The 26,281-nt window shown below is 72.0% G+C and carries 23 protein-coding genes and 1 riboswitch; of the genes, 19 read left to right on the top strand and 4 right to left on the bottom strand.

All coding sequences use genetic code 11. The features are described from left to right. Positions 1-127 precede the first annotated feature (127 nt). Positions 128-1,282: an 8-amino-7-oxononanoate synthase gene (locus tag AAFN69_RS26985; RefSeq protein ID WP_347731405.1), complete on the top strand. Its 1,155-nt coding sequence runs from the start codon at positions 128-130 to the stop codon at positions 1,280-1,282. A 127-nt stretch (positions 1,283-1,409) separates the two neighbouring features. Here AAFN69_RS26985 and AAFN69_RS26990 read toward each other — a convergent pair whose 3' ends face one another. Both AAFN69_RS26990 and AAFN69_RS26995 read right to left on the bottom strand, forming a co-directional pair. Next, positions 1,410-1,631, bottom strand: coding sequence for a DUF397 domain-containing protein (locus AAFN69_RS26990; protein WP_347731406.1), 222 nt, complete (start codon positions 1,629-1,631; stop codon positions 1,410-1,412). Between the two features lie 9 nt (positions 1,632-1,640). After that, positions 1,641-2,504 carry a helix-turn-helix transcriptional regulator gene (locus tag AAFN69_RS26995; RefSeq protein ID WP_347731407.1) on the bottom strand — a complete coding sequence of 288 codons (864 nt, stop codon included), beginning with the start codon at positions 2,502-2,504 and terminating at the stop codon, positions 1,641-1,643. Positions 2,505-2,751: 247 nt separating this feature from the next. Between AAFN69_RS26995 and AAFN69_RS27000 the strand changes: the two genes are divergently transcribed. Next, on the top strand, positions 2,752-3,183 hold the full coding sequence (locus tag AAFN69_RS27000) for an ATP-binding protein (protein WP_347731409.1): 432 nt from the start codon (positions 2,752-2,754) through the stop codon (positions 3,181-3,183). A 441-nt stretch (positions 3,184-3,624) separates the two neighbouring features. Here AAFN69_RS27000 and AAFN69_RS27005 read toward each other — a convergent pair whose 3' ends face one another. Beyond that, a complete protein-coding gene (locus AAFN69_RS27005) occupies positions 3,625-4,101 on the bottom strand; it encodes a C40 family peptidase (RefSeq protein ID WP_347731411.1) in 477 nt (158 codons plus the stop codon). Between the two features lie 3 nt (positions 4,102-4,104). Continuing rightward, a riboswitch (cyclic di-AMP (ydaO/yuaA leader) is annotated at positions 4,105-4,304 on the bottom strand. A 1,092-nt stretch (positions 4,305-5,396) separates the two neighbouring features. Here AAFN69_RS27005 and AAFN69_RS27010 point away from each other — a divergent pair. The 6 genes from AAFN69_RS27010 to erm all read left to right on the top strand — a co-directional run bounded on the left by AAFN69_RS27010 (position 5,397) and on the right by erm (position 13,431). After that, complete coding sequence (locus AAFN69_RS27010; RefSeq protein WP_347731413.1) at positions 5,397-6,998, top strand: alpha/beta hydrolase; 1,602 nt, start codon at positions 5,397-5,399, stop codon at positions 6,996-6,998. Positions 6,999-7,480: 482 nt separating this feature from the next. Further along, complete coding sequence (locus AAFN69_RS27015; protein WP_347731414.1) at positions 7,481-9,142, top strand: ATP-binding cassette domain-containing protein; 1,662 nt, start codon at positions 7,481-7,483, stop codon at positions 9,140-9,142. Between the two features lie 679 nt (positions 9,143-9,821). Then, on the top strand, positions 9,822-10,475 hold the full coding sequence (locus tag AAFN69_RS27020) for an LmbU family transcriptional regulator (protein ID WP_347731415.1): 654 nt from the start codon (positions 9,822-9,824) through the stop codon (positions 10,473-10,475). A gap of 114 nt (positions 10,476-10,589) precedes the next feature. Further along, on the top strand, positions 10,590-11,498 hold the full coding sequence (locus AAFN69_RS27025) for an LLM class flavin-dependent oxidoreductase (RefSeq protein ID WP_347731416.1): 909 nt from the start codon (positions 10,590-10,592) through the stop codon (positions 11,496-11,498). Continuing rightward, positions 11,495-12,406, top strand: a complete 912-nt coding sequence (locus tag AAFN69_RS27030; RefSeq protein WP_347731417.1) for a PhzF family phenazine biosynthesis isomerase — start codon at positions 11,495-11,497, stop codon at positions 12,404-12,406. Before AAFN69_RS27025 ends, AAFN69_RS27030 begins: the two co-directional genes overlap by 4 nt. 182 nt (positions 12,407-12,588) lie before the next feature. Further along, positions 12,589-13,431, top strand: a complete 843-nt coding sequence (gene erm / locus AAFN69_RS27035) for a 23S ribosomal RNA methyltransferase Erm (RefSeq protein WP_347731418.1) — start codon at positions 12,589-12,591, stop codon at positions 13,429-13,431. A 266-nt stretch (positions 13,432-13,697) separates the two neighbouring features. Here the strand turns inward: erm and AAFN69_RS27040 are convergent, their stop codons facing one another. Continuing rightward, positions 13,698-14,759 carry a methyltransferase domain-containing protein gene (locus tag AAFN69_RS27040; protein ID WP_347731419.1) on the bottom strand — a complete coding sequence of 354 codons (1,062 nt, stop codon included), beginning with the start codon at positions 14,757-14,759 and terminating at the stop codon, positions 13,698-13,700. A gap of 380 nt (positions 14,760-15,139) precedes the next feature. Between AAFN69_RS27040 and AAFN69_RS27045 the strand changes: the two genes are divergently transcribed. Genes AAFN69_RS27045 through AAFN69_RS27095 form a run of 11 tightly spaced genes read left to right on the top strand, consistent with a single transcriptional unit; the run spans position 15,140 to position 26,256 of the window. Continuing rightward, entirely contained in the window at positions 15,140-15,865 is a 726-nt protein-coding gene (locus AAFN69_RS27045; protein ID WP_347731420.1) for a maleylpyruvate isomerase family mycothiol-dependent enzyme, read from the top strand. 8 nt (positions 15,866-15,873) lie between these two features. Further along, the gene (locus tag AAFN69_RS27050; RefSeq protein ID WP_347731421.1) at positions 15,874-17,184 is read left to right on the top strand and encodes a hypothetical protein; all 1,311 of its coding nucleotides are present in this window, start codon (positions 15,874-15,876) and stop codon (positions 17,182-17,184) included. Then, the gene (locus tag AAFN69_RS27055; protein ID WP_347731422.1) at positions 17,181-18,281 is read left to right on the top strand and encodes a metallopeptidase TldD-related protein; all 1,101 of its coding nucleotides are present in this window, start codon (positions 17,181-17,183) and stop codon (positions 18,279-18,281) included. Before AAFN69_RS27050 ends, AAFN69_RS27055 begins: the two co-directional genes overlap by 4 nt. A 4-nt stretch (positions 18,282-18,285) precedes the next feature. Continuing rightward, positions 18,286-18,948: a transaldolase family protein gene (locus tag AAFN69_RS27060; RefSeq protein ID WP_347731423.1), complete on the top strand. Its 663-nt coding sequence runs from the start codon at positions 18,286-18,288 to the stop codon at positions 18,946-18,948. Beyond that, on the top strand, positions 18,945-20,123 hold the full coding sequence (locus tag AAFN69_RS27065) for a DegT/DnrJ/EryC1/StrS family aminotransferase (RefSeq protein WP_347731424.1): 1,179 nt from the start codon (positions 18,945-18,947) through the stop codon (positions 20,121-20,123). Before AAFN69_RS27060 ends, AAFN69_RS27065 begins: the two co-directional genes overlap by 4 nt. Before the next feature lie 9 nt (positions 20,124-20,132). After that, on the top strand, positions 20,133-20,828 hold the full coding sequence (locus AAFN69_RS27070; RefSeq protein ID WP_347731425.1) for an NTP transferase domain-containing protein: 696 nt from the start codon (positions 20,133-20,135) through the stop codon (positions 20,826-20,828). Then, a complete protein-coding gene (locus tag AAFN69_RS27075) occupies positions 20,825-22,066 on the top strand; it encodes a hypothetical protein (protein WP_347731427.1) in 1,242 nt (413 codons plus the stop codon). Before AAFN69_RS27070 ends, AAFN69_RS27075 begins: the two co-directional genes overlap by 4 nt. Beyond that, complete coding sequence (locus tag AAFN69_RS27080) at positions 22,063-23,067, top strand: Gfo/Idh/MocA family oxidoreductase (protein ID WP_347731429.1); 1,005 nt, start codon at positions 22,063-22,065, stop codon at positions 23,065-23,067. The genes AAFN69_RS27075 and AAFN69_RS27080 overlap by 4 nt, the downstream gene beginning before the upstream one ends. Further along, the gene (locus tag AAFN69_RS27085; RefSeq protein ID WP_347731430.1) at positions 23,064-23,978 is read left to right on the top strand and encodes an SIS domain-containing protein; all 915 of its coding nucleotides are present in this window, start codon (positions 23,064-23,066) and stop codon (positions 23,976-23,978) included. The genes AAFN69_RS27080 and AAFN69_RS27085 overlap by 4 nt, the downstream gene beginning before the upstream one ends. Then, entirely contained in the window at positions 23,975-24,949 is a 975-nt protein-coding gene (locus AAFN69_RS27090; protein ID WP_347731432.1) for an NAD-dependent epimerase/dehydratase family protein, read from the top strand. The genes AAFN69_RS27085 and AAFN69_RS27090 overlap by 4 nt, the downstream gene beginning before the upstream one ends. Then, entirely contained in the window at positions 24,946-26,256 is a 1,311-nt protein-coding gene (locus tag AAFN69_RS27095) for a UDP binding domain-containing protein (protein WP_347731434.1), read from the top strand. The genes AAFN69_RS27090 and AAFN69_RS27095 overlap by 4 nt, the downstream gene beginning before the upstream one ends. The last annotated feature ends 25 nt before the right edge of the window (positions 26,257-26,281 follow it).

Genomic DNA, 26,281 nt, shown 5'->3' on the forward strand with positions numbered 1-26,281 from the left:
TGACCACATTCGCCAGGGGAGCCGCCGCGGTTATGGTCTGTGAGCTGCCTACAAAACGGCCGGCGAGCTCATCGGCGGAACAGGCCCCCGATCACCCCCGACGGACGCACCGGAGGACCGAAGGACCATGCCCCAGGACCCCTTCGGCTGGATCGACGACGAGGCCGCCCGCCGGGACCGCGCCGGTCTGGTGCGCACGCTCAGGCCCCGGCCCGCCGACTCCGGCCTGCTCGACCTCGCCGGGAACGACTACCTCGGCCTCACCCGCCACCCGGAGATCACCGCCGCCGCCGCGGCCGCCGCCCGGCGCTGGGGAGCGGGGGCCACCGGCTCCCGGCTGGTCACCGGCAGCACCGCGCTCCACGCCGAACTCGAAGCCGCGCTCGCCGGCTTCTGCGGCTTCGAGGCGGCGCTCGTCCTCTCCTCCGGCTACGCGGCCAACCTCGCCGCGCTCACCGCGCTGACCGGACGCGACTCCCTGATCGTCTCCGACGCCGCCAACCACGCCTCCATCGTGGACGGCTGCCGGCTCTCGCGCGCCGAGACCGAGATCGTGCCGCACACCGACACCGAGGCGGTCCGCAAGACCCTCGGCGCCCACCCGGGGCGGCGCGCGCTCACCGTCACCGACGCGGTCTTCTCGGTGGACGGCGACGCGGCACCCCTGCCCGAGCTGGCGGAGATCTGCCGGGACCACGGCGCCGCGCTGCTGGTGGACGACGCCCACGGGCTGGGTGTCCTCGGCGCCGGCGGCCGGGGCGCGACGAACGCCGCCGGTATCGCCGGCCGGCCCGGGGTGATCGCGACCCTCACCCTCTCCAAGGCCCTGGGCAGCCAGGGCGGGGCGGTGCTGGGACCGGCCCGGGTGATCACCCATCTCGTGAACACCGCCCGCACCTTCATCTTCGACACGGGACTCGCCCCGGCCGCCGCGGGTGCCGCGCTGGCCGCCCTGCGGCTGCTGGAACGCGAACCCGCGCTCGCCGCGCGGGTCCGCACCGCCGCCGCGGCGCTGCACGGCGGTCTGACCGCGGCCGGGCTGACGGCCGCCCGGCCGGACGCCGCGGTGGTCTCCGTCCGGGCCCCGTCGGCGGGGGAGGCCCTGGTCTGGGCCGCCGACTGCCGTGCCGCCGGGCTGGGCGTCGGCTGTTTCCGGCCACCGTCGGTACCGGACGGCATCTCACGGCTCCGGCTCACCGCCCGCGCCGATCTGACCGGCTCGGAGATCGCCCGCGCGATCGAGACGGTCAGGGCGACCGCGCCGCCCGGCGCGATCGGCTGACACCCGGCACACAGGCACCCAGCCACCCGGCGCCCGGCGTGGTCGGCCGACACCCGGCACACAGCCACCCGGCGTGGTCGGCCGACACCCGGCACACAGCCACCCGACCTCCGCGCCGGCCGGGGGATCAGCCCGTACCCTCCCGCTCCACCGCGCTCAGGAACCGGTCCCACGCGGGCGCCGAGAAGCGCAGCGCCCGGCGGGACACGTCCTTGGAGTCCCGTACGGCGAGGGTCGAGTCGGCCAGCCGGGCCGCCTCGACACAGTTGTTCATCGCGGCGCTGTGACTGCTCCGCCGCCACCGCGCGCGCTGGTGCGAGGGGAAGGGGAACAGACGGTCGTCGGACATGGAACCTCCCTAACCGCCGTCCACGAGTCCGGCGATGAGATCCAAGGATTCGGCCGGTGACAGCGCCCGTGCCCGCATCCTGGTGAAGGCCGCGGCGTACACCGCGAGATCACCTGCCCGTTCGCGGTGGAGGCTACTCGTGAGGTGGTCGAGAACGACCACATCCAGATCGGAAGTCTTCGAGAAAGAGAAGATAACGAAAGGTCCGGCGAGTCCCGCATAGCCACCCGCGGAAAACGGCATGACTTGAATCCGTACCCGCGGAAGGTCCGCCGCCACCGTCAGCGCCCGCAGCTGCTCCCGCATCACCCGGGGGCCGCCGACCTCGCGCCGCAGCACCGCCTCGTCCAGGATCACACTCAGCCGGAGCGGATTCCCCGGCCGGCTCAGCACCCGCTGCCGGGCGATCCGCACCTCCACCAGCGCGCGGACGGTCTCCGCGGGCAGATCCTCCAGGGTCGCCAGGGTCACCGCGCGGGCGTACTCCGGCGTCTGGAGCAGTCCCGGCACCACCGAGGTCTCCAGTGTGCGCGCGGCGCTCGCCTGTGCCTCCAGGCCGATGAAATCGCGGTACTCGGGCGGGAGCAGCCCGCGATAGGCATGCCACCAGCCGCCGCCCGTGGTGTCGGCGGCACCCGCCAGGGCCTCCAGCAGCGCGCGGAGGCCCGGATCGGTGACGTCGTACAGATCGAGCAGCAGCCGCACATCGGCGGCGCGCACACCGCTGTGCCCCGTCTCGATCCGGCTGACTTTCGACTGGTGCCAGCCCGCCAGCTCCGCCGCGCCGCGACTGGTGAGCCGTGCGGCCAGGCGCAGCCGGCGGAGTTCCCCGCCCAGTCTGCGGCGGCGCACCTCGGGGCCGTGATGACGCATGGGGCTCCCTTCCGTCATCTCGTCTGTTCGGTCTGCCCGCGATCAAAATGCGCTTGTGTGCCCAAAAACGGTCTCACGTCGTAGAGTTCACCGCTTTGAGCGACAGATATATGCACATCTTGGTGGATCGCCACCTGTGGCGGGGCATGGAGTGGCAGTCTGGCGCTCAGCGAAAGCCGTGGCCGTCCGCGTAATTCCCCGCTTCGAGTTCGGAGCCCGGCCGCGGTGGGAAAGGGTTGGCGTCGCCATGGCAGACCTTCAGGAAGCCTCCGTCACTCTGCCGAGCGATCCCGCCTCGGTCTCCGCGGCACGGAGATTCGTCACCGATGTGATTCGCGAGTGGGGTCTGCCGGACGGGAGCGAAGCCGTTGACACGATCCGGCTGATCATTTCGGAGCTGACCACCAATGCGGTGCAGCACACTTTCGGCCAGTCGCCGACCTTCACCGTCGAACTGACCCTGGAGCGGGACGACGAGCTGCGCATCGGGGTGACCGACAGCCATCCGCGATGGCCTCAGCGGCTGCCCGCCGCGGTGCGCCAGGACAACGGCCGCGGGGTGGCGATCGTACGGAGCCTCACCGCCGAGTACGGCGGCAGGCTCTCGGTCTCGCCCACCCCGGAGGGCGGCAAGACCGTCTGGATCGTGCTGCCGTGGGCCGCCCCGCACGATCGCTGAGACGGCCGGGGGCACGGAATCCGGGACCGCCCCGGGACAACAGGCGACAGGCTCCCGGACGGTCCGGTACACGGAGGAAAGGGCCCGCGCCGGTGAGGGCGGGCCCATGACCCGGCCGGCGCCGTGCGCATGGCCGCGCGCGGCACCTCCCGCGCCGGCCGCCGGGGCTCATCCGGCGGCGGGCACGGGCGGTGGTGACGGCTCGGGTGCCCGCTCATGGCGGGGCGGAGCCGGCTCACCGGTGGTTCAGGGATGCTCACCGGTGATTCGAGCGGTACTGGCGGTACTGAATGGTTCGGAACTCCCGGCGACCGGTCCGTGAGCGGTGGGGACCGCGCTCACGGCCGGCGGGGCGGTGTTCTCCCCGTGCGCCGGCGTGCGGCGAGCCGGTCCGGCGCCGGACCTGGCTCGTACGCGCCCATCGGATTCAGTGGCCGGCCGTCACCGGACCCGGCCGTACTTGACGCTCTTGGTCCAGATCTTGTCCAGCTTCACCCAGGAGCCCCGCTTGGGCGAGTGCCAGACCTTCCCCTTCCCGGCGTAGATCCCGACGTGGTAGACGGAACCACCGGAGTGGAAGAAGACCAGGTCTCCAGCCTTGCGCGAGGACTTGGAGACGCGATTGGTCTTGTTGAACTGCTGCTGTGCGGTACGCGGGAGCTTCTTGCCCGCCTTCTTGAAGGCGTACAGCGTCAACCCGGAGCAGTCGAAGCGGGAGGGCCCTGCGGCGCCGTACTTGTACGGCGAACCCTTCTTCGACGCCGCCACCTTCAGCGCCTTGCCCGCGTGGGACGACGCGGCGTGGGCCTCGGACGTGCCGCCCGGCACAAGGAACGATCCACCGAGGGCGGCAAGGGTGAGGGCCGATACGGCCCCCGCCCGGCTCATCAGAAACGGGACGGTGTTCTGCGCACTCATGCGCGACCCTTCGTCAGCCGCCTGTGAAGGATGACCTGTCGGGTTCGGGCGGACGAAGGTGCCCGGCCGCATGACGCGGCTTCACCCCGAGGGACTTCCGGACCTTCCGGCATGCCCCGTACTGCTTGGGTCCTCCACTCCTGCCGAAGCACTTCTGTCGACCAGTCATCCGGAGCGGCGGCAGGATTCGGCGTCCGCCCGGACCGCCCCGCCGAGGTGACGGGGGCTTGTCGTCCCAGGGATCTTGACCCACGACGTGCCGGATTTCCGAGCTGAAACGGCGATATGTGAGTTTTAACACCATTGCTCTGTTCAGGTGGACATGCCCCTCACGGAGTCCGGCCATCGACACCTGACCATGCCCGTACCAGCACCGGAATACGGCTCTCCGGAAGATCGAACATCATGATGCGCAACTCGACCGTAGTCGCCAGCCTGGTGGTGCGTACATCAAACGGACTAGCTTTCCTGGTACTCGAACGGCGGTTGACAGGCCCTGGCCCGAACCGCCGGAATGCCCTGCGAGGGGGTGCGGCGACCCGCCGGGCGCCGGCCGGGCCTCTCGGCCGGCCGCGGGGCGGCGGAGGCGGCCCGGCTCGGGAGGGCGGATCCCCCGAGGTGGGCGCGGACTTGCGCGGCGGGGGTCCCGGGTGCGGTGCCGCCGGCGGTGCCGACGCCGTCCGGGCCGGGTGCGGATGGGCCGACGGGGTGCCGGAACGGTCCTTCACACCCCTCTGTCGGATCGATCACATCTGCTCCGAGGCCGGTGATATCACCCCCGGGCACGGCCTCACGGGGTCCGGAGGCGGCCGTCCTCCCGAAGCGCGGGCCGGTGCCGCGCGCCGGGGGAGCACGGCAGCGGACTCCGGCCGGCGTTCCCCGGCGGATGAGCACCGGAGCCGCGCCGGGGCGATCCCGCCCGAGCCGTTCCGCCGGAGCGCGCCGCCGGACCGCGCGGGCATCCGGCCACCCCGTGCGGGCATCCGGCCACCCCGCGCCGCGCCGCCCGCGCCGGACCGCGCGGCAACCGCTCCCTCCCGGGCCGGTGTTCGCCCGCCGCGGTCCGCGTCCGCCCGCCGGTGGGCGAACCTGGCCGAAAGGGGATGGCTGGTTGTGCTCATGTCCACCCCCTCCCGGGTATGCACCGCTCAGCGGTACTTCACGCTCCGGCTATCGGTTCGGTAAAGAAACATTCGTTCGATCTGTTGCCGATGGCCCCCTGGGCGCAAGGATCACCCGAGAACTCGGCGGGACGGTGAAGATCCCGGCGGGACAGCGAGGAAGAGGGGTACTCCGTGAAACGCACAGCGGTGCTCGGTTCGGCCGGCACTCTGATAGCGGGCACACTCATCGCGGGCGCGGTGGCGGCGCCGTCCGCCAGTGCCGACGCAGGGCGCGGCAGTTCCGTACAGACCGGTCAGAGCAGCTGGTCCGAGGAGCGCGGGGTGCGGATCGCCGCGGAGCGGGCCGCCGCGAAGGGCATCGCCTGGGCCGACTGTCCCGCCGACTGGTCGCTGCCCAAGCCCATCCAGTGCGGCACGGTCACCGTGCCGCTGGACTACGCGCACCCGGACGGCCGGCAGATCACCGTCGCCGTGGACCGGATCGGCAACACCGGCACCAAGGAGGAGCGCCAGGGCGCTCTCCTCTACAACCCCGGCGGCCCCGGCGGCTCGGGTCTGCGCTTCCCGGTCCGGGTCACCAGCAAGAACCCCCTCTGGGCGAAGACGGCCAAGGCGTACGACTTCGTGGGCTTCGACCCGCGCGGTGTCGGCCGCTCCACCCCGATCTCCTGTGTCGACCCGCAGGAGTTCGTCAAGGCCCCCAAGGCCGACCCGGTCCCCGACAGCGAGGCCGACAAGCTCGCCCAGCGCAAGCTCGCCGCCGAGTACGCGGCCGGCTGCGCCGAGCGCAGCGGCTGGATGCTGCCGCACATGACCACTCCGAACACCGCACGCGACCTCGATGTGATCCGGGCCGCCCTCGGCGAGAAGAAGCTCAACTTCATCGGTGTCTCCTACGGCACCTACCTGGGAGCCGTGTACGGGACCCTCTTCCCGGGCCATGTCCGCCGGATGGTCATGGACAGCGTGGTCAACCCGTCCAAGCAGAAGATCTGGTACGAGGCCAACCTCGACCAGGACGTCGCCTTCCAGATGCGCTGGGAGGACTGGACCACCTGGATCGCCAAGAACGACGCCGTCTACCGCCTCGGTGACACCCGGGACAAGGTCGAGGCACAGTGGCTGAAGCTCCGTGCCGCCGCCAAGGAGTCGCCGCTCGGCGGGGTCGTCGGCCCGGCGGAGCTGATCAGCTTCTTCCAGGGCGCGCCCTACTACGACTCCGCCTGGGCGCCCACCGCCCGGATCTGGAGCAAGTACGCGGCCGGTGACACCCAGCCGCTCATCGACGCCGCCTCCCCGGACCTCTCCGACACGGCCGGCAACATCCGCTCCGAGAACAGCAACGCCGTCTACACGGCCGTGGAGTGCGCGGATGCCAAGTGGCCCACCAAGTGGCAGCGCTGGGACCGGGACAACACCCGGCTCCACCGTGACTACCCCTTCATGACCTGGGCGAATGCCTGGATGAACCTTCCCTGTGCCACCTGGCCCGGCAAGCAGCACACCCCGGTCAACGTGAAGACCGGCAAGGGTCTGCCGGGCGTGCTGATCGTGCAGGCCGCCCGCGACGCGGCCACCCCGGTCGGCGGCGCCCATGAGCTCCAGAAGCGGTTCAAGGGCTCGCGCCTGATCCTGGAGAAGGACGCCGGCTCGCACGGTGTGACCGGGCTGACCAACCCCTGTGTCAATCAGCGGGTGGACGCCTACCTCCTCGACGGCACTCTGGACAGCGCCAATGTGACCTGCGACCCGCACGCGGCCCCGAAGCCGTAGCGGGTCCGCCACAGACCGGCGGGGCGGTGCGGCGCGCACCGCCCGCACCACCCCGCCCCCACGGCACCGCCTCTCCACGCCGATGGGCGCGATCCGGCCGGTCCGGATCGCGCCCATTCGTGTTCCGGACCTCAACATCCCCTTGTTTTCGTTCAGTTCCGGCCACCGAAGCCATCGAAAGCGTTTGCCTTTCGCCCACCGCGTCGTTATGGTCATCCGGTCCTGTTGTCTCCGATTGAGGTGGACGTTGCGTATCTGAGGTCTGCGATCACCGCGCCGTACGGCCCTTCGCCGTACGCCAGTCATGTGTCAGCGGCTCTTCACGCCGCCCATGGCTCAGCGCAGTTGCGACCTCGGTGCATGAGATCCGTCCCCGGTCCATCGGACCGCCGGACCATCCCGTTCTTCTCTCTCCCGGTCGCCGTGTGGTGCTCGCTCACGAAGCCCCCCATCCGCCGCGCCTGCGACTGCGAGAAAACATCATGGCGACACCCACCGCGCCCACCGCCGCCCTCACCTGCTCCGCGCTGTCCTTCCAGTGGCCGGACGACACCTCCGTCTTCGACGGACTCTCCCTCACCATCGGCCGGGGCCGCACCGGCCTCGTCGGTACCAATGGCACCGGGAAATCCACCCTGCTGCGCCTGCTGTCCGGCTCACTGCGTCCCACCCGGGGGTCGGTGACCGTCAGCGGCAGCCTCGCCCATCTGCCGCAGAACATCACCCTGGACACCACACTCCGCGTCGACGACGCCCTGGGGATCGCCGAGCGCCGCCGTGCCGTGCGCGCCATCGAGGCCGGGGACGTGAGCGAGGAGCACTTCGACACCGTCGGCGACGACTGGGATGTCGAGGAGCGGGCGCTGGCCACCCTCGGCTCACTCGGACTCGGCGGAATCGGACTGGACCGTACGGTGGGCCAGCTGTCCGGCGGCGAGACCGTGCTGCTGCGCCTCGCCGCGCTGCTGCTGGAGCGCCCCGATGTACTGCTGCTGGACGAGCCCACCAACAACCTGGACCGCTTCGCCCGCCGCAGGCTGTACGAGGCCGTCGACTCCTGGCGCTCCGGAGTGCTGGTCGTCGTCAGCCACGATCGTGAACTGCTGGAACGCGTGGACCGCATCGCCGAACTGCGCTCCGGATCCGTGAGCTGGTACGGCGGTGGCTGGTCCGCCTATACGGAGGACCTCGCCACGGAGCAGGAGGCCGCCGGCCGGACCCTGCGCGCCGCCGAGGCGGATGTGCGCAGGCAGAAGCGCGAACTGGAGGAGGCGCGGGTCAAGCTGGCCCGCCGCCAGAAGCAGAGCAAGAAGCTCGACGCCCAGCGGCGAGCCCCGCGGATCGTCGCCGGTGAGAAGAAGAGGTCCGCACAGGAATCGGCGGGCAGGCTCCGGGGTCTCCACGAGGACCGGCTCCACGAGGCCCGCGAACGGCGGGAGGAGGCGGAGAGCGCGATCCGCGACGACGCGGAGATCCGGGTGAGCCTGCCCCACACCGCCGTGCCCGCCGGGCGCACCGTTCTCACCCTCGACGAGCTCAGGCCCCGGTACGGCAGGCTGGCCGAGGGCAGCCTCCGGGTCCACGGACCCGAGCGGATCGCCCTGGTCGGCCGGAACGGCGCGGGCAAGACCACCCTGCTCCGCACCCTCACCGGGGAACTCGCGCCGCTCTCCGGCGAGGCGAGGACACATGTCCCCCTGCGGTTTCTGCCGCAGCGCCTGGATGTGCTGGACGACGGGCTGAGCGTCGCGGCCAATGTGGCCCGGCTGGCGCCCGGGGTCACGGAGAACCACATCCGCGCCCAGCTCGCCCGCTTCCTTTTCAAGGGAGCCCGCGCGGACCAGTCGGCAGGCACTCTCTCCGGCGGGGAACGCTTCCGGGCCGCGCTGGCCGCGATGATGCTCGCGGCTCCGGCCCCCCAGCTGCTGATGCTGGACGAGCCGACCAACAATCTCGACATCGCCAGTGTGCGGCAGCTGACCACCGCGCTGGAGGCCTACGAGGGCGCGCTGCTGATCGCCAGTCATGACCTTCTCTTCCTGGAGTCGGTCGGCATCACCCGCTGGCTGCTCCTGGGGGAGGACCTGCGGGAGTCCACCGCCGACGAGGTGCGCGATCTCCTCGAAGCGCCGGAGCCCGTGTGAGCCCCGCCGAGCCCGGCCGAGCTGTCCGCTGTACGCCGTTCGACGTTCGACGTTCGACGTTCGACGTTCGACGCAGAGCCTTATCACCGAGGAATCGAATGATTTCGGGCGGGTCCCGATGCTATCCGGTCAGTTCGTCCGTCCGGGGCATCCGATTTCGGGATCAGGGAGCGCATTCGATCATGGGCGGCCGGAGTGTACCCGGCGGTAGGCCGGAGAAACATGAGAATCGAAAGCTCTGCACGGCAATCACATGTCAGTGAACTCAAACCTGGACACAACGAGACGTTTTCCATATATTTGCATAATGAACGGAAACTCTTCTCTAATGCGCTATACGGCAGGATTGGTTTTACCTTGCCAGCGTTTTCCAGGGTGATCTACGCTAATTATCCGTGGATTTGAGCACAGGCCGTTCGGTGGCGGATCAGCTCCGATTGGCGGCAGATCAGTGCGCATGTGTGCGGGGTGCTCAGCCCATTGTCGAATCGATTTGCGAAGCGATATGGGTTGCTCTGAACCATTCCCGAGAAAACCGACCCGGTGCCCCGGGTGTTCACGCCCTCCGGAGTGGTGAGGGGAATGTGCACCGAAGGTGAAGTGTGTGTACGGATCGAAAATTTCCGCACCTTACTCGATGATCGAGAGGGAAAGCGTGACAGGGAAGAATGGACAATGTGTGACCGGGTCCGCCGCCGGAGCGGTCGAGAACTGTGATCCGAGGGCCGCCCGGAACCGGGGCCGGAAGCTGCGGGACGGAGTATTCGTCACCCGGGTCGGCCTGAGCATTCCGGCCGCGGTGAATTACGACACCTGGGAGCAGGCCGGACGGCACATCGCCCGGGTCGTCGACTCGTCGGCGTGGTGTCTCGGCGACTGGATCATCTACGGCCAGTCGCGGTACACCGACCGCTACCGCAGGGCGGTCGAGGCCGCCGGGCTCGACTACCAGACCATCCGCAACTATGCCTGGGTGGCGCGGCGCTTCGACCTCTCCCGCAGACGAGAGGCGCTCAGCTTCCAGCACCACGCCGAAGTGGCCGCACTCCCGCCGGGACAGCAGGACTACTGGCTCGACCGGGCGGAACAGCACGACTGGTCGCGCAACGAACTGCGGCGCAATGTCCGCGGCGGACGGCAGAAGAAGACCGCCGTGAGCCGGGAGACGGGTGTGCTCCCGCGTATCGCCCCCGCGGCGGAACGCGTGGAGCGCTGGCGGATCGCGGCCGAACGGTCCGGGAGCACGCTGGAGGAGTGGATCTGTGCCCGGCTCGATTCCGCGGCGTCCCTGGCACTGACGGCACACCACGCGGACACCGGTGTGGAGGTCTGACCCCGCCCCGGTGAGCCGCCCCCCGAATCGGACCGGGGCCGGCGGGCGCGCCGGTGCGCACACCCCCGCGGGGAGGCCCCGGGACACGCCGGCCCCGTCATCCCCCTTCAACCCGTGAGCAGAGTGGAGAAGCCCATGCGCTACGGCGTGGCGATCCTGCCCGAGCACAACTGGCCCCGGGCGAGAGAGCTGTGGCGGCGCGTCGAAGCGCTCGGCTTCGACCACGCCTGGACCTATGACCATCTCGCCTGGCGGTGGCTGGGCGACCGGCCCTGGTTCGGTGCCGTGCCGACCCTCGCCGCCGCCGCCACGGTCACCTCCCGGATCGGCCTCGGCACACTGGTCGCCAACATCCGGCTGCGGGACCCGGTCGTGTTCGCCAAGGAAATCATGACCATCGACTCCCTCTCGAACGGCCGGGTTCTGTGCGGAGTCGGATCCGGCGGCCCCGACCGCGATGTGCTGCGGGACGAGGAGCTGACACCCTCCCAGTGGGCCGACCGGTACGCGGAGTTCGTCGAGGTGACCGACGCGGTGCTGCGCCAGGAGCCGATCACCTTCGACGGCGACTACTACCGATGTCATGACACCGTGCTGTGGCCGGGCTGCGTACAGACCCCCCGGGTCCCGCTCTGTGTCGCGGCGGCCGGTCCGCGCGGTGTGCGGCTCGCCGCCCGGTTCGCCGACAACTGGGTGACCATGGGGGCGCCGGGTCGATTCGACGAAGCGCCCTGGGCCGCGTCCCTACCCCTCGTCAAGAGTCAGGTGGCGGCCCTGGAACGCGCCTGTGACGAGGCCGGCCGGGATCCGGCCGCAGTGCGCCGGATGCTGGTCGCGGCCCCCTCCATCGGCGGTGTGCTCGACTCCGCCGACTCCTTCCATGAGGCCGCCGGCGCCTTCGGGGACGCGGGGATCACCGATTTCATCGTCCACTGGCCCCGCCCGGACTTTCCCTACCGGGGCAGTCCCGCCGTGCTGGAGGCCGTCGCCGAGACCCTGCCGGCCGCCGGGGAGAGGACATGACCATGGTCCGGTTCGACATGGTCAACATGTTCGCCGACCAGCCCTTCTCGGGCAGCAGACTGGCCGTCGTACCCGAGGCGGACGGCCTGCCCTCCGCGTATCTGCACACCCTGGCCGCGGAGATCGGCACCCCGGAGACCGTGTTCGTCCTCCCGCCCGAGGCCGCCGGCGCCGATTACCGGGTACGGGTCTTCACCCCGGCCGGGGAGACCCCCTTCGGCGGCCACTCGGCACTCGGCACCGCGGTGACCATGGTCCGGCTCGGCCTGGTGGAGCCCGGCACCGTCGTCCAGCAGTGCGGATCCCGGCTCACCCCGGTCACCGCGGGACCGGGCGGCGGGACCGTCGCCGCGGCGGGCCCGGTCGAGGCCCGTGAACCCGATCTCGCCCTGCTGACGGCGGCGGCGGGGATCGCCCCGGCGGCGGTGGTCGACGCGCCGGTCCGCACGGCGGGGTTCGGGCCGGCCTTCCACTATCTCCCGGTCCGCCCGGGGGCGGTGGAGGGCGCCCGGCCCGACCTGGCGCTGATGGACGAACACGGTCTGCCCGATGTCATGGTCTTCTCCTGGGACCCCGCGGCGAGGGTTGCCACCGCCCGTGTCTTCGCGCCCGGTTACGGCATGCCGGAGGACCCGGCCTGTGCCTCGAACGCCCTCGGACTCGGTGAATGGCTGGTCGCCGCCGGCCGGCTGCCCGAGGTGGACGGCACCCACGAGTACGTCATCGCCCAGGGAGCGGGCGGCCCGCGCGGCGCCGTGGTCACCTGCACCGTCACCGTGGAAGCGGGCCGGGTGGCCCGCGCCTCGGCCGGCGGCCGGGTGATCCCCGTGGCCCGGGGCGAGATCTGCGCCGGGCCGCCCGGCGGCGCGCGGGCCGACCGCGCCGGCACCGCGCCCGGCGCCCGCTGAAAGGGAGCCGGCGGGGGCACGGGAGAAGCGGATCACGCCTCTCCCGGCCCCGTCCTCTCCTCGGCGAGCGCCGGTTCAGGCGGATTTCGAGACCGTGCCGGACGGGATTCCGACACGCCCGTACCGGCACGCCGGCCGGCCTGTCACCGGCCGGATGAATTACTTCTTCATGGAGCGCACTCATGGACCATCGGTATGGCGGCCGGCAAGAGCTCGGCCAGAATTTCTTGGTTGATCCTCAGGTCATTCACACGGTACGCCGAGCCGTTGAGCGGACCGAGGGACCGATCGTCGATCTCGGTGCCGGGGACGGCGCGCTGACCGCTCCGCTCAGTCAATTGGGGAGAGCTGTCAATGCCGTGGAGATCGACCCCCGGCGGGCGCGGCGGCTCTCCGGACGCGTCGCGGAGAATGTGGATGTCGTCAACGAGGATCTCCTCCGCTACCGGTTCCCTCCGGTGCCGCACACCATCGTCGGCAACATTCCCTTCCACATCACCACGGCCGCACTGCGCCGCATTCTCGCCACTCCGAAATGGCATTCCGCCGTGCTGGTGGTGCAGTGGGAAGTGGCCCGCCGCCGCGCGGGTATCGGGGGCGGCTCACTGCTCACCGCGGCCTCCTGGCCGTGGTTCGATTTCCGGGTGCTTCAGCGGGTGCCGCGGCACGCCTTCCGGCCGGTTCCCTCGGTCGACGGCGGCATCCTGGTCATCAGCCGCCGGACGCGGCCCCTGGTCGAGGAGCGCGGGGCGTACCAGGACTTCGTCAAGCAGGTGTTCACCGGGCGTGGCCACGGTCTGCGGGAGATCCTCCACCGCACCGGGCGCATCGGCGGCCCCGAACTGACCGCCTGGCTGAGGGCCCACCGGGTCTCCCCGCGCGCCCTGCCCAAGGACCTCACCGCGGAGGAGTGGGCCATGCTGTGGTCGGCGGTACGCGGCCGGGCGCCCCGGCCGCGCCAGGGGAGTGCCGTGCCGCCGGCCGCCCACCGGGCCCGTGCCCGGAGCGGCCGAAGCCGCCGCTGAGCACCGCCGGCGCGACGGCACGGCCCACCCGGCACCGCGCCGCCCGCCGCACCGGCGCATGCCGGCCTCATCCGCGGCCCGTCCCGGCCGGCGTTCGCCGGATCCCCGGTGAACCCGGCGCGCACCGGGCGCGGGTGGGAACGCCGGCCGGGACAGCGGTACGTGCCGCCTCCCCGGCGGTCACCGGACCGCCGCCGGCCGCGCGGCGCGGCTCACCCGGATCCGCGCCGGCGCTCCGGTACGGCCCCGCGTCACCGGCGCCCCGCTCACCGCCCCGGCCGCGGGGTCAGATCGTAGAAGCACATCCGGGGCCCCGCCCCCGGCCTGGTGTGGACCCGGCGGCACTCCAGCGAGCTCTTCTCGAAGACGGAGAACCACTCACCGCGGGCACGGGGCAGCCCCTGCCCGCTCAGCACATGGACGAGGAAGAAGTCATCGTCGTTCTCCCGCCCGTCGTATCGCAGCTCCGGCTCACCGACCAGCAGGATCCTCTGGTGCGGAAACAGCTCCGCGTACTCGTTGAGCAGATCGACCACGGCCTGCTCGCCGTGGCGGAAGTGCTCGTGCAGCGCGCTCATCACACAGAGCCCGTCCGCCTCGTAACAGATCTCGGGCCAGTCGGCGGGGGAGAAGGCGTCGCCGACCACGAACTCCACCCGGTCGGCGACGCCTTGGCGGCGCGCCAGTTCCCGGGCGACGGTGATCGCGTCCGGATCGATGTCGAGCCCGATGCCGGTGAGCTCCGGATCGCGCAGACAGGCGTCCACGACGAGCTGCCCGCCCCCGCATCCGATGTCCAGGATCCGCCGGGCGCCCCGGCCGCGCATCGCCTCGACGACGACCGGGGTGTGGAAGAAGGAGAAGAGGGTGGCGCAGTGCAGTCCGAGCCGGCCGCCGTCGCGCGCCACATCGGAGCCGTACGAGGCCCGGCCCGTCAGCAGATCGCCGATCCTCGTGGTCACGGGGCCGTACGCCCCCACATAGACACCGAGCCGCGCCAGCGACACATCGGAGGTGAGGTCCTCGCCGAGCCGGGTCAGCAGGTAGTCGCCGCCCTGCCGCTCCAGCACCCCCCGGCTGACCAGATACCGCAGAAAACCCTCGGCGATTCCGGCGTCCAGCCCTTCGAGCAGCCCGTCCGCCGCGGCGCGCGGGCCATTGCGGATCCGGTCGAGCAGCGGTGTGCCGGCCAGTGCGTTCAGGGCGTGGCAGACATGCATCGAGCTGATCATGTCCGGCAGGCCGGAGAGGGTGAAAGCCTGCCACCCCCGGCGCTGTTCCGTGTCTTCGAGTTCGATGATTTCGGGACTTTGCAGAACGGGTTTCATGAAACCTCAGTCCGTCCGGTGGTCTGTTGGCTGTCGATGTCCCGCCCGCCTGCCGGGGACCGGCCGCGGTACATGGCGGCGGAAGCGGGTCTGTCCCGCTGGCGAGACGCGGTGAAATCCTCCTCCAACCACGGTAGTTCCGCCCGTTCGGATAGTCGAGAACGCTCTTGGAGATGGTCATCCGGTAAGGCTCCGGGTATCTTTCAACTTCGCCGTTCCATTCGGTGACAATGCGTCGGGAAAATGATTCCATGAATCGATGCCGGGCTCCTTGAATTACTGGGAACCGGCGGGTGAACGCGTTCACCGGGGGAGTGGCGGGAAAAGGACGGCCGGCGCGTCCTCCCGGGTTCTTGTGCGTCGTCTACAGGGGAGCGGGCATGTACGCCAACGGGATACAGCAAGCGGGCCTGGCCCGCCTGGGCTCCGGGATCAGGGCGCTCGAAGCGGAGGCCGCACGGCTGCGCGCCTGGCTGGCGGAGGCCGGTCCGGCCCAGTGGACCGGGCCCACGAGATGCTCCGAATGGAATGTCCATGACGTCGTCGCTCATTTGGCGAGCGGCGAACTCTACAACCAGGCATGTCTGCGCGATGACATCGATTCACTCGGCGAATGGGCCGACGACGAGGAATACAACGTCGGGCAGGTGGCCCTGCGCGGAAAGCACACCCATGCCGAGGTGTTCGCCGAGTGGGACGAGAGGCACCGCGATGTGGTGAGCGCCTGGAGCGGTATGGATCCGGGTGAACCGCTCGTCACGAGCTGGGGTCCGTACGCGGTCGGTCTTCAGGCGTGGCACATCGCCTCCGAATACGCCACGCACTCCGACGACATCGGTGTTCCCGTACCGCCCGGGGCGGCTGCCGCAAGACTCGGCTGGCGCTTCTCCTTCTCCCGCTATGCCATTGAGGAATGCGACATCGGAATCTCCACCGAAATGCTGGGTGAGGACGAGCTGATCGTCCGTGACGGCCGGACGGAACTGACGATGGACAGAGAGCAATTCGTCGCCGGAGTCAGTTCCCGGCTGTCACCGGAATCCATGACCGGCGACCCGCTCGGACAGGAGCTGATCCGGCGGATGAAGGTACTGGTGGGGCCATGAGGAGGACCGTGGAAGCGGCTGCGGGACAGTCGCGGACCCTCGCCCTCGTCTGGCTCATGATCGAGGGCGCCCAGGTCTTCACCGGCGGCGTGGCCCGCTATGTGGAGAACCTCCTCGACGAGCAGGACGCCCTCCGCGACCGCCTCGCCGAGCAGGGCTGGACGGCCCATTTCCTGCTCGCCGAGCCCTGCTACCACCCGGGCGCGCCGGGCTACGACGAGGGGCGCCGGCAGCGGGTGAGCGACCGGCTCGCGGCTCGCGGCGGCCGGGCCGTACGGCTCATCAGCGACAGTGACGGCTCGGAGGGATGGGGCGGCGAGGAGTTCTTCCACGCCCTCTCCGCCGCCGGCGCCCAACTCGTCCTGGACACCGCCGAACGGTATGACGCCGTCATCGCCGTCTCCGGCACCAGTGCCTTCGCCCGCCTGCCCGGCATGGTGCAGCGCCAGGCGGGCGACCTCGCCCGGAAGGTGCACCATGTGCACACCTTCGGACTCGCCACCCATGACACCGCCCGGGTGCCCCCGCCCGCCGAGATCGCCGCGGACGCCGATGTCGCCTTCTGGGCCCGGCAAAGCGACCGGGTGAGCCTCGGTTTCATCTCCGAGTACACCGCCGACCTCTACGCCCGGGTGTACGCCGTCCCCCGGGAATCCCTGCTCCCCAACCGCAGCGCGATCCCGCTTCGCGACCCCCGGTTCGCCGTGCTGTCCGGCGCCGAGACCGAGCGCCGGCTCGCCGCCCTCGGAGTGCCGGAGCACGGCGAACTCCTGGTCATGTGGGGACGGAACAGCGCCCCCGGACTCGACAAGGGCTACCACCTCCTCATCGAGGCGGCCCGGGATCTCTCCGGTGTCGTCCCCGTGATCGCCACCCGGCTCCCGGACCGGGGGCTGCGGGAGCTCGCCGGCCGGCTCGGTGTGCCCGCCGTGCTCCTCGACGGTCTGGCGTTCCCGGACATCTCCGCGCTCCTCCAGTCCCCCCGTACCCTCGCGGCGGCCTTCCTCGGGGAGGCCGAACCGGGGGCGGTCTCCCCGATGGAGGCGATGTGGACGGCCCGGGAGTCCGGCGCCCTGGCGATCGTCGCGGACACCGGCAATCTGCCCGAGGTGGTGGGCGGCGGCACGGCCGGGATCATCACCGAGCGCACCGCGGCGGGTGTCGCCGGGGGCGTCCGCCGGCTGCGGGCCCTCGGACAGGACGAGCGCCGCAGGATGCGCGGGGCAGCCGCCGGAAGAATCCGCGAGCACTACGACTTCGCCGTCACCATCGCCGAACTCACCGACGCCGCGGCCGGCCGGCTGGCGGGCCCCTCATGAGCGCCCGCCGGCGGACCCGGACGGGGAGCCTGAGATTCGCGCGCTCCGCCGTCACCAGCCATGTGGAGCGCGATCACACCGAGGGCGGCGCGGCCGGCCCCGGACCGTGCGCACCGCCGGACGCCGGCGCGGACCGGATCGCCCTCTTCTCCGCACTGCGGGACGCCGCCCCCGGCGGCCAGGGACTCCACGGCCGGATCGAGGACGTGCACGGAACCACGACCGCGGACGGCCCGGCGGGCGGCGGACGCACCGGCTCGCTCTCCCGCCGCACGGTCCTGGTCACCTCGGCGTCCGGCGGCCACACGCGCACCCGGGCCGAAATACTCCCGCACGGCCGGGCCGACCCCGCAGCGCACGCGGCCGCCGCCGCCCGCCTCGTACCGGAGACCGAGGACCTTCCCCCGTACACCGGGGCCCCGCCGTCCCTGGTGCTCTTCGAGCCGATGGCCTTCGCCGAACTGATCGCGGAGTTCGCCGCGGTGGCGATGGCCGCGCACGGCCCCGGGGACACCGCCCGTGTCCGCCGGGACTGGGCGGGGACCCGGGTCGCCCGCCCCGGCCTCACCGTCACCGACGACCCGGCCGCGCTGGGCGGCTGGTCCCTGGACACCGAGGGCACGCCCGCCGCCCCGCTGACACTGGTGGAGGACGGCGTCATCGTGGGCTGCGCCCTCGACCGCGCCTGCGCGCGGGCCATGGGGCGGGCACCGACCGGACACGCCTCCCGCGAGGTGCCGGGGCTGACCGCGTACCCGGCCAATCTGGTCATCGGCGTACCGCCGGCCCCGGACCCTGCCGGTCCCCTGCTGCGCGTCGAGCGGGTGCACTACGTCAGCGTCGTGGACGCGGCCGGCGGCACCCTCACCGCCGCCACCCGGGACTTCACCACCGTCGTCGAATCCGGCCGGGCGGTCGCCACCGTGCCCTCCATCCGCTTCACCGTCCGGATTCCCCACCTGCTCCTCGGCATCGCCGGCGGCCTCGGCCCCGCCCGAACCGTCCCGGTCAGCTGGGGCGGCTGCGCGGTCCGGTCACCGGCCGTACTGGTGGCGGATCTGCCGCTGCCGTCCCCCAACACCCTCAGAGCGGAGTGAAGCCGTGAAGATTTTCCTCGACACCCCCGATCTGTCCGCAGTGGAAGAGTGGCTGCCGCACGGAATCATCGACGGTGTCACCACCAACCCCACCCTCCTCAAGAAGTCGCGGATCGAGGACTGGACGAGTGCCGTCGGGGCCCTTGCCCGCCGGATCGGGCCCCGGGATCTCTCCGTCCAGGTCAGCGGCGGCTGTCATGACGAAATGGTGGAACAGGCCCGGACGCTGGCCGCCCGCGCGGAGAACATCGTCATCAAGGTCCCGGTCATCTCACCCGAGGGCCGGCCCAACCTCGATGTGATGACCACCCTCGGATCATCCGGCATACCGGTCAACGCGACGGCCTGTCTCTCGACCGGGCAGGCCCTCGCGGCGGCCAAGGCCGGCGCCCGCTACGCCAGCCTGCTCTGGGGCCGGGTGGGCGACGAGGGCGGCTCCCCCGAATGTCTCGTCACCGACATCGCCGCCCTGCTGCGCCGGCACCACTTCCCGACCCAGCTGCTGATCGGCAGCATCAGGGCACCCGCCGACATCACCCGGGCCCTCAACGCCGGCGCGGACGTGGTGACCGTGCCCCCGCCGATGCTGGCCCGCTGGCTCGACCACCGCTACTCCCGCGCCACGGTCCGTGAATTCCAGCTCGACGCCGGGGTGAAGGACGAGTGACCGCCTACGTTCCCTTCGCCGAACCCTCCTTCGGCCGGGCCGAGGAAGAGGCGGTGCTCCGCGTCGTCCGCAGCGGCTGGGTCTCCACGGGCATCGAGGCGCGCGCGTTCGAGGAGGAGTTCGCCGGCTATGTCGGCACCGCGCACGCCGTCGCCCTCAACTCCTGTACCGCGGCGCTCCATGTGGCGCTGCGGGCGTACGGAATCGGGCCGGGCGACGAGGTCATCGTGCCCACCATGACCTTCACCGCCACCGCCGCGGCCGTGGTGCACGCCGGGGCGACCCCGGTGCTCGCCGATGTCGTGCCCGACCATCTCACCCTCGACCCCGACCAGGTGAAGAGCCTGCTCACCACCAGGACGAGGGCGATCGTGCCGGTCCACTACGGCGGCCGGATGGCCCTCCTCGGCCCCCTGCGGGAGATCTGCGCCGCACACGGTCTCCGCCTCATCGAGGACGCCGCGCACACCCTGCCCGCGCGGGACGGCGCCGATGCCGCCGGCCGGGTGGGCGACGCCTCGGCCTTCTCCTTCTTCGCCACCAAACCCATCACCACCGCCGAAGGGGGGATGCTCTGCACCGACGACCCCCGGATCGCCGACGAGGCACGCCGATGGAGCCTGCACGGCCTGAGCAGGGGCGCGGTCAACCGCTACCGCCCGGGACACCCGGCCGCCTATGACGTGGACCGGCCGGGCTTCAAATACAACATGTCCGACCTGGCGGCGGCGCTCGGACGGGCCCAGCTCGCCGGAGCGGACCGGCTGCACGCCCGCAGGACCGCGATCGCCGAGGTCTACCTCCGCGAACTGGCCGGGCTCGAACGCCTTGAGCTGCCGCCACCGGACACCGCGGCCAACCGGAGCTCCTGGTACCTCTTCCCGGTCCGGCTGCGCGCCGCCGGGGCCGTCCGGCGCGAGGCGTTCCGCCGCAGGCTGCACACGCTCGGGGTCGGAACCAGTGTGCACTTCGAGCCGCTGCACCGCTTCAGCTGGTACCGCGACCACGCGGTACGGGCGGGGCAGACCTTCCCGGTCGCCGATCGGATCGCCGACACGCTGATCTCGCTGCCGGTCTTCCCGGCGATGGACGAGGCGGCGGTCGCCCGGGTGGTGGCCGCGGTCCGCCGGGCACACGACGAGCCGGACCCGTCCCGCGACGGTACGAGGGGGTGAGCGTCCGACATGGTCCTTTCCACCGGTCTCCCGCCGCTCGTCGTGCTCGCCGGCGGCCTCGGCCTGCGCATGGGGAAGTACACCGGGAAGCTGGCGAAGGCCCTGCTCCCGGTGGGCGGCGAGCCCTTTCTCGTCACCGTCCTGCGCGGCTACCGGGCCGCCGGAATCACCGAGGCCGTCCTCTGCTCCGGACACCGCGCCGAGCAGCTCCAGGACGCGATCGGCGACGGATCCGCCCTCGGCCTGCGGGTGACCCACAGCGTGGAGCCGGAACCCCTCGGCCCGATCGGGGCGCTGCGCCACGCCCGGCCGGTACTCCCCGGCTCCTATCTGCTGACCTACTGCGATGTGGTGCCCACCATCGATGTGCGCGCCTTCGCCGCCGCCGCGCGGTCGAGCGGCCGGCCCATGGTCATGGCGGTGGGCCGGGCGCCCGCCCCCGCCGAGGCCAATGTGCTCCTCGACGGCGCGCGGGTGACCGCCTACGCCAAGGATCCGCCGCCCCCGGGCGCGGTCGCCTGCGACCGCGGACTCCTCGCGATGGAACGCGATCTGCTCACCCGCCACCCCGGCACCACCGAATCCGTTTTCTACGGGTCCCTCGCCCGCCGCGGAGAGCTCGGCGCCTTCTGGACCGACGCACCGGCCGCGGACATCGGGACGGCGCACCGCTACGAGCGGCACCTGCGAACGGGGGAGAAATGACCGACATCACGGCCCCCCTGCGGCTCTCCCTGGCCGGCGGCGGCTCGGACCTGCCCGAACACTACGAACGCCATGGATGCAGACTTCTCGCCGTCGCCCTGACCGCCCGCGTCAGGGTCCGCGCCGAACGGATCCCCTCCGGTGTGACCGTCCGCGCCTTCGGCCGGACGACCCGGGCCGAGCACCCGGAGCTGCTCGCCGATCCCCTGATCCGCGCCGCACTGGGCCACTTGAGCCCGGTGAACCGCTCGGGCCCGGCCACGGGAATCCGCCTCACCATCGAATCCGATGTGGCGCCCGGCAGCGGACTCGGCGGATCGGGCGCCTTCCTGGTCGCGCTGGTCACCGCGGTCTCGGGCCTGTACGGCGGTCCGCTGGACCCCTCCGCCGCCGCCCGGACCGCCTTCCTCGTCGAACGCGGGCTCTGCGGCCGTCCGGTGGGCCAGCAGGACCACTGGACCGCGGCCCGCGGCGGCGCCGTTGAACTGCGCATCACCCCGGACGGGGTGGCGGACGCCCGCCCCGACACCGAACTGCGCCGGGCCGTCGACGCCCTGCTGGACCGGCAACTGCTGCTGCTGCGCACCCCGATCACCCGGGCGGCCGACCGGCCCCTCGCCGCCCAGGCCGGAGCGGTACGCGGCGGTTCCGCGCTCTCCCGCATCCAGAATCTGGTCGATGAGTTCCGCGCCGCGCTGATCGCGGCCGACATCGCCCGCGTCGGCGCGCTGCTGCACGAGCACTGGACCGCCAAGCGGTCCATCACCCCCGCTGTGAGCAATGACCGGATCGACCGCTGGTACGAGCTGATCCGCGGCCACGGGGCGTACGGTGCCAAGCTCGTCGGCGCGGGCGGCGGCGGTCATCTGCTGGTCGCCACGGAGGCGTCGAACGCGGACCGGCTGACGGCCGCGATGGCCGCCGAGGGGCTCACCCGGGTGGCGATCGGCACCGATCCCCGGGGAGTCAGGATCACCGGCAGCGCGGGATCCGGCCCGGACGGCACGGGAGCGGACCGTACGGCCCCGGCGTCCGCGGGAGCGGTCCGCGCGGGGCCGGACCGGAATGGCCCAACGCGTACCGGAGCGGGCTCCGAGGGCCCGGACGGGAACGGCCCAACGCGTACCGGAAGGGGCTCCGAGGCCCCGCACCGTGTCGGGGAAGCCGCCACCCGGAGGACATCCGGCATCGCCGGCGTCCGGGGAGCCGCGGCCTCCCGGGGACGGGAGGACAGGTGATACACCGTATCGGGGTCATCGGCACCGGACTCCAGGCCGGCCGGCGCGCCCGCGCCCTGGCCGGGGCCGCGGACGCGCGACTCGTCTCGGTCGCCGGGGCGACCCCCGGCGCCGCGGCCGCCTTCGCCGCCGAGCACGGCATCCGGGCACACCCCGACTGGCGCGCCCTGGTCGCCGATGACGGCCTCGACGCGGTCATGGTCTGTGTGCCGCCGCATCTCCACGCGGAGATGGCCGTCGCCGCCCTGCGCGCCGGCCGGCATGTGCTCTGCGAGAAGCCGCTCGCCCGCACCTCCGCCGAGGCGGACGAGATGTGCCGGGTCGCCCGCGCGACCGGCCGGGTCCTCGCCTGCGGCTTCAACCACCGCCACCATCCGGCCCTCGCCGAACTCGGCGGACTGATCGGCTCCGGCGTGCTCGGCCGCCCGATCTGGGCGCGGGCCGCCTACGGCATCGGGGGCCGCGCGGGATACGAGGACGAATGGCGCGCCGACCCCCGCCAGGTGTCCGGCGGACAGCTGATGGAACAGGGCATCCACGTCATCGATCTGTTCCGCGGCTGGTTCGGCGAGGTCGCCGCCGTCACCGGATGCCGCGGCGGCGGGGTCTGGCCCATCGCGCCGCTGGAGGAGAACGCCATGGCTCTGCTCCGCCACGAGAACGGGGTGATGGCCACGCTCCACTCCTCGCTCACCCAGTGGGTGAATCTCTTCCGCGTCGAGGTGGGCGGCGACGAAGGCGTCGCCGAGGTGCGCGGGCTCGCCGGCTCCTACGGACCACAGGTACTGGAGGTGTGGCCCCGCACGGACGGGCCCTTCACCGCCACCCGCCGCGAATTCCGGGCGGGCGACCGGTCCTGGGCCGGTGAGTGGGACGCGTTCGGCGCGCTGCTGCGGTCCGGCTCGGCCGGCCGGGCGTCCGCCGAGGACGGAGCCGCCGCGATCCGGGTCGTGGAAGCCGTCTACGCGGCGGCCGACCGGCCCGGTTGGGAGAAACCATGAACGCAACCGGAGAGAACATGAACCTTCCCGCAGGAGAGCCCCGCGCGGGGCACCGGCCGGCGCGCGACACCCTGGACGACGAGGTGCTCGCCCTGATCCGGCCGGCCGCCCCGGACGGCGGAGCCGAACTCCGCCCGGACACCCCACTGTTCAGCTCGGGCCTGCTCGACAGTCTGGCGCTGGAGGAGATCCACGCCGCCATCGAGGAGCGATGGGCCCCCATCCCCCCGACGGAACTGACCCGGGCCAATCTCGACACCCCGGCGGCCATCGCCGCGATGGTGACCCGCATCACCCGTGAGGAGACTTCCATGACCGTGATGAGGCAGCTCGTCTCCGAGGCCGGCCGACTGGTCGACGACCTCGTGATGGACGACATCGAACGCGCGGCGGGCCTGCTCTTCGAGAGCTGGCGGACCGGCGGCACCATCCTCTCCTGCGGCAACGGCGGCTCCGCCTCCACCGCCTCGCACTTCGCCGCCGATCTGGCCAAACTCACCATCGTCCCCGGTCTGCCGCGCATCCGGACCCTCTGTCTCAACGACAACGCCTCCGCCTTCTCCGCCTGGACCAACGACGAGGGCTTCGCCACGGTCTACGAGGAACAGGCCCGGCCCTGGCTGGACTCCGCCTCGGTCCTGGTGCTCTTCTCGGTGCACGGCGGAGCGCGCGGCGGCGAGGTGTCGGCCAATCTGCCCGCCGTGGCCCGGCTGGCGAAGGAGCGCGGGGCCGCGGTGATCGCGGTGACGGGATTCGACGGCGGAGCCGCCGGCGACCTCGCCGACGCGCACATCAACATCCCCCACCACACCGAACCGGTGGCCACCCCGCTGGTGGAGTCCCTCCACGTACTGGTGCACCACGCGCTCTGCGTCGGCGTCCGCTCGCTGATCCTGGAGAAGGCCGCATGAGGCGCCGCTGGTGTGTGACCGGCGGTGCCGGATTCATCGGCAGCCACTTCGTGGAACGGCTCCTCGCCGACGAGGACACCGCCGAGGTCGTCGCCTACGACAACCTCAGCAACACCACCACCCGGTGGATCGAACCCCTGCTGACCGATCCCCGGCTGAGCTTCGTCCACGCCGACATCCTCGACACCGGACGGCTGGCCGGCGAACTGACCGGCTGGTCCGCCGCGGACGTTGTCGTCCATCTGGCCTCCAGCGTCGACATGCGCCGGGGCTACCACGACCGCGGTCTCGATCTGCGCCAGTGCGCGGACGGCACCCTCTCCGTCCTCAACGCGATGAGGGAGACCGGCCCCCGCACGGTGCTCTTCGCCTCCAGCTCCACCGTCTACGGCGACCCGCTCGTGCTGCCGACCCCCGAGAGCGCCGGCCCGTATGCCCCCATCTCGATGTACGGAGCCGGCAAGCTCGCCGCCGAGGCGCTGCTGAGCGCCTTCTGCCATCTCGACGGATTCACCGCCCACGCCTTCCGGTTCGGCAATGTGGTGGGCGCCCGGATGAACCACGGGGTCATTCACGACTTCATCGAGAAGCTCGGCGACCGGGAGGACCGGCTCCACATCCTCGGCGACGGCCGCCAGCGCAAGAACTACTTCCTCGTCGAGGAGTGCGTGGACGGCATCCTCACCGCCTCCGGCCTGCTGGGGGAGGGATTCCATGTACTGAACCTCGGCAACGCGGGCACCGTGTCGGTCGACGAGATCGCCGCGGTCGTCATCGAGGAGATGGGCCTCACCGGGGTGAAACAGGTCCACGAGGGCGGTACCCGGGGCTGGCCGGGGGACGTTCCCGTCGTCGAGTACGACCTGGCGAGACTGCACGCACTGGGCTGGAGCGCGCGCACCGACTGCCTCTCCGCCGTCCGGATCTGCGCCCGGCGGCTGCTGGCCGAACGCGGATGGCGGCGCCCGTGAACCCACCGGCACCGACCGCCGCGGTCTGCGGACTCTGGCATCTCGGTTCGACCGCCGCCGCCGGCCTGCTCACCGACGGCTTCCGGGTCGTGGCCCACGACCCGCTGCCGGAGCTGCGCGCCTCGGCCCCGGCGGGGATCGCGCCCACCGGTGAACCCGGCGTCGGCCCGGCGCTGCTGGCCGGCGCCGCGGAGGGGCGGCTGCGGATCGCGGACACCCTCGCCGAGTGGGCCGGCCACGGCCTGTGCCTGCTGGCGTACGACAGTGCGGTGGACGCGGCCGGCGGGGTGGACGACCCCCGGCTGCCCGCCGCGGTCACCGCCTTCGCCCGGTACGCGCCCGCCGGCGCCGTCCTGGTGGTGCTGAGCCAGGTGCCCGCGCGCACCCACACCGGCTGGCGCCGGACCCTGCTCGCCGGGCGGCCCGACACCGCGCTCGTCCATGTGCCGGAGAACCTCAGCCTCGGCACGGCGCTGGAGAACTTCCGCTCACCGCCCCGGCTGGTGGTGGGCGCCGAGGACCGCGCGGCGGCGGAGCGCGCCGCCGCGCTCTTCCCCCGCGCCACACCGGAGTTCACCGGCCTGACCGAGGCCGAGCTGGTCAAGCACGCCACCAACGCCTATCTGGGGATGTGCGTGTCCTTCGCCAATGAGCTGGGCTGGATCGCCGCCCGCCTCGGCGCCGATCCGAGAGTGGTCATGCGGCTGCTCAAGGCCGACCGCAGAGTCTCGGACCGGGCGCCCCTCATGCCGGGAACCGCCTTCTCCGGGGCCACCCTGCGCCGGGACCTCGTCGCGCTCGGACGGCTGGGGGAGGAGTACGGCCGTCCCGAGCTCTTCGACACCGTCCTCACCCTCAACGACCGCCATGCCGGCTTCCCCCTCGAACTCCTCCGGGCGGAGCTGGGCCCGCTGCGGACCCGCCGGATCGCGGTGGCCGGACTCACCTACAAACCGGGAACGGCCACCCTGCGGGACTCCCTGCCGCTGCGGCTGGTCCGGACCCTGGTGGCGGAGGGTGCCGCGGTGTCGGTGTACGACCCGGTCGCCGAACCCCTGCCGGCCGACGCGGCGGTGCGCCGGGAGGCCACCCTGGACGCCGCCGTGCGGGGCGCGGACGCCCTGGTGGCGGCCACCGCGCTGCCGGAACTGCGCGACACCCGGTGGGCGGAGCTGGATCCGGTGAACCCGCTGGTGGTGGACGGCTGCGGGGTCCTCGATCCGGAGACCCTGTCCGCCGCCGGATGGCGGTGTCTGGGGCTGCACCCCGACCGGCCGGAGCACCCCGCCGGGAGCCCGGCCCGGTGAGCCCGCTCCCCTGCCGGGCGCGGCG

Source organism: Streptomyces sp. CAU 1734 (assembly GCF_039888735.1).
GTDB lineage: Bacteria > Actinomycetota > Actinomycetes > Streptomycetales > Streptomycetaceae > Streptomyces.

Coding starts and splice junctions, on each gene's coding strand:
- AAFN69_RS26985 (WP_347731405.1), top strand. CDS start 128: ATGCCCCAGGACCCCTTCGGCTGGATCGACGACGAGGCCGCCCGCCGG.
- AAFN69_RS26990 (WP_347731406.1), bottom strand. CDS start 1,631: ATGTCCGACGACCGTCTGTTCCCCTTCCCCTCGCACCAGCGCGCGCGG.
- AAFN69_RS26995 (WP_347731407.1), bottom strand. CDS start 2,504: ATGCGTCATCACGGCCCCGAGGTGCGCCGCCGCAGACTGGGCGGGGAA.
- AAFN69_RS27000 (WP_347731409.1), top strand. CDS start 2,752: ATGGCAGACCTTCAGGAAGCCTCCGTCACTCTGCCGAGCGATCCCGCC.
- AAFN69_RS27005 (WP_347731411.1), bottom strand. CDS start 4,101: ATGAGTGCGCAGAACACCGTCCCGTTTCTGATGAGCCGGGCGGGGGCC.
- AAFN69_RS27015 (WP_347731414.1), top strand. CDS start 7,481: ATGGCGACACCCACCGCGCCCACCGCCGCCCTCACCTGCTCCGCGCTG.
- AAFN69_RS27030 (WP_347731417.1), top strand. CDS start 11,495: ATGACCATGGTCCGGTTCGACATGGTCAACATGTTCGCCGACCAGCCC.
- erm (WP_347731418.1), top strand. CDS start 12,589: ATGGACCATCGGTATGGCGGCCGGCAAGAGCTCGGCCAGAATTTCTTG.
- AAFN69_RS27040 (WP_347731419.1), bottom strand. CDS start 14,759: ATGAAACCCGTTCTGCAAAGTCCCGAAATCATCGAACTCGAAGACACG.
- AAFN69_RS27045 (WP_347731420.1), top strand. CDS start 15,140: ATGTACGCCAACGGGATACAGCAAGCGGGCCTGGCCCGCCTGGGCTCC.
- AAFN69_RS27055 (WP_347731422.1), top strand. CDS start 17,181: ATGAGCGCCCGCCGGCGGACCCGGACGGGGAGCCTGAGATTCGCGCGC.
- AAFN69_RS27070 (WP_347731425.1), top strand. CDS start 20,133: ATGGTCCTTTCCACCGGTCTCCCGCCGCTCGTCGTGCTCGCCGGCGGC.
- AAFN69_RS27075 (WP_347731427.1), top strand. CDS start 20,825: ATGACCGACATCACGGCCCCCCTGCGGCTCTCCCTGGCCGGCGGCGGC.
- AAFN69_RS27085 (WP_347731430.1), top strand. CDS start 23,064: ATGAACGCAACCGGAGAGAACATGAACCTTCCCGCAGGAGAGCCCCGC.
- AAFN69_RS27090 (WP_347731432.1), top strand. CDS start 23,975: ATGAGGCGCCGCTGGTGTGTGACCGGCGGTGCCGGATTCATCGGCAGC.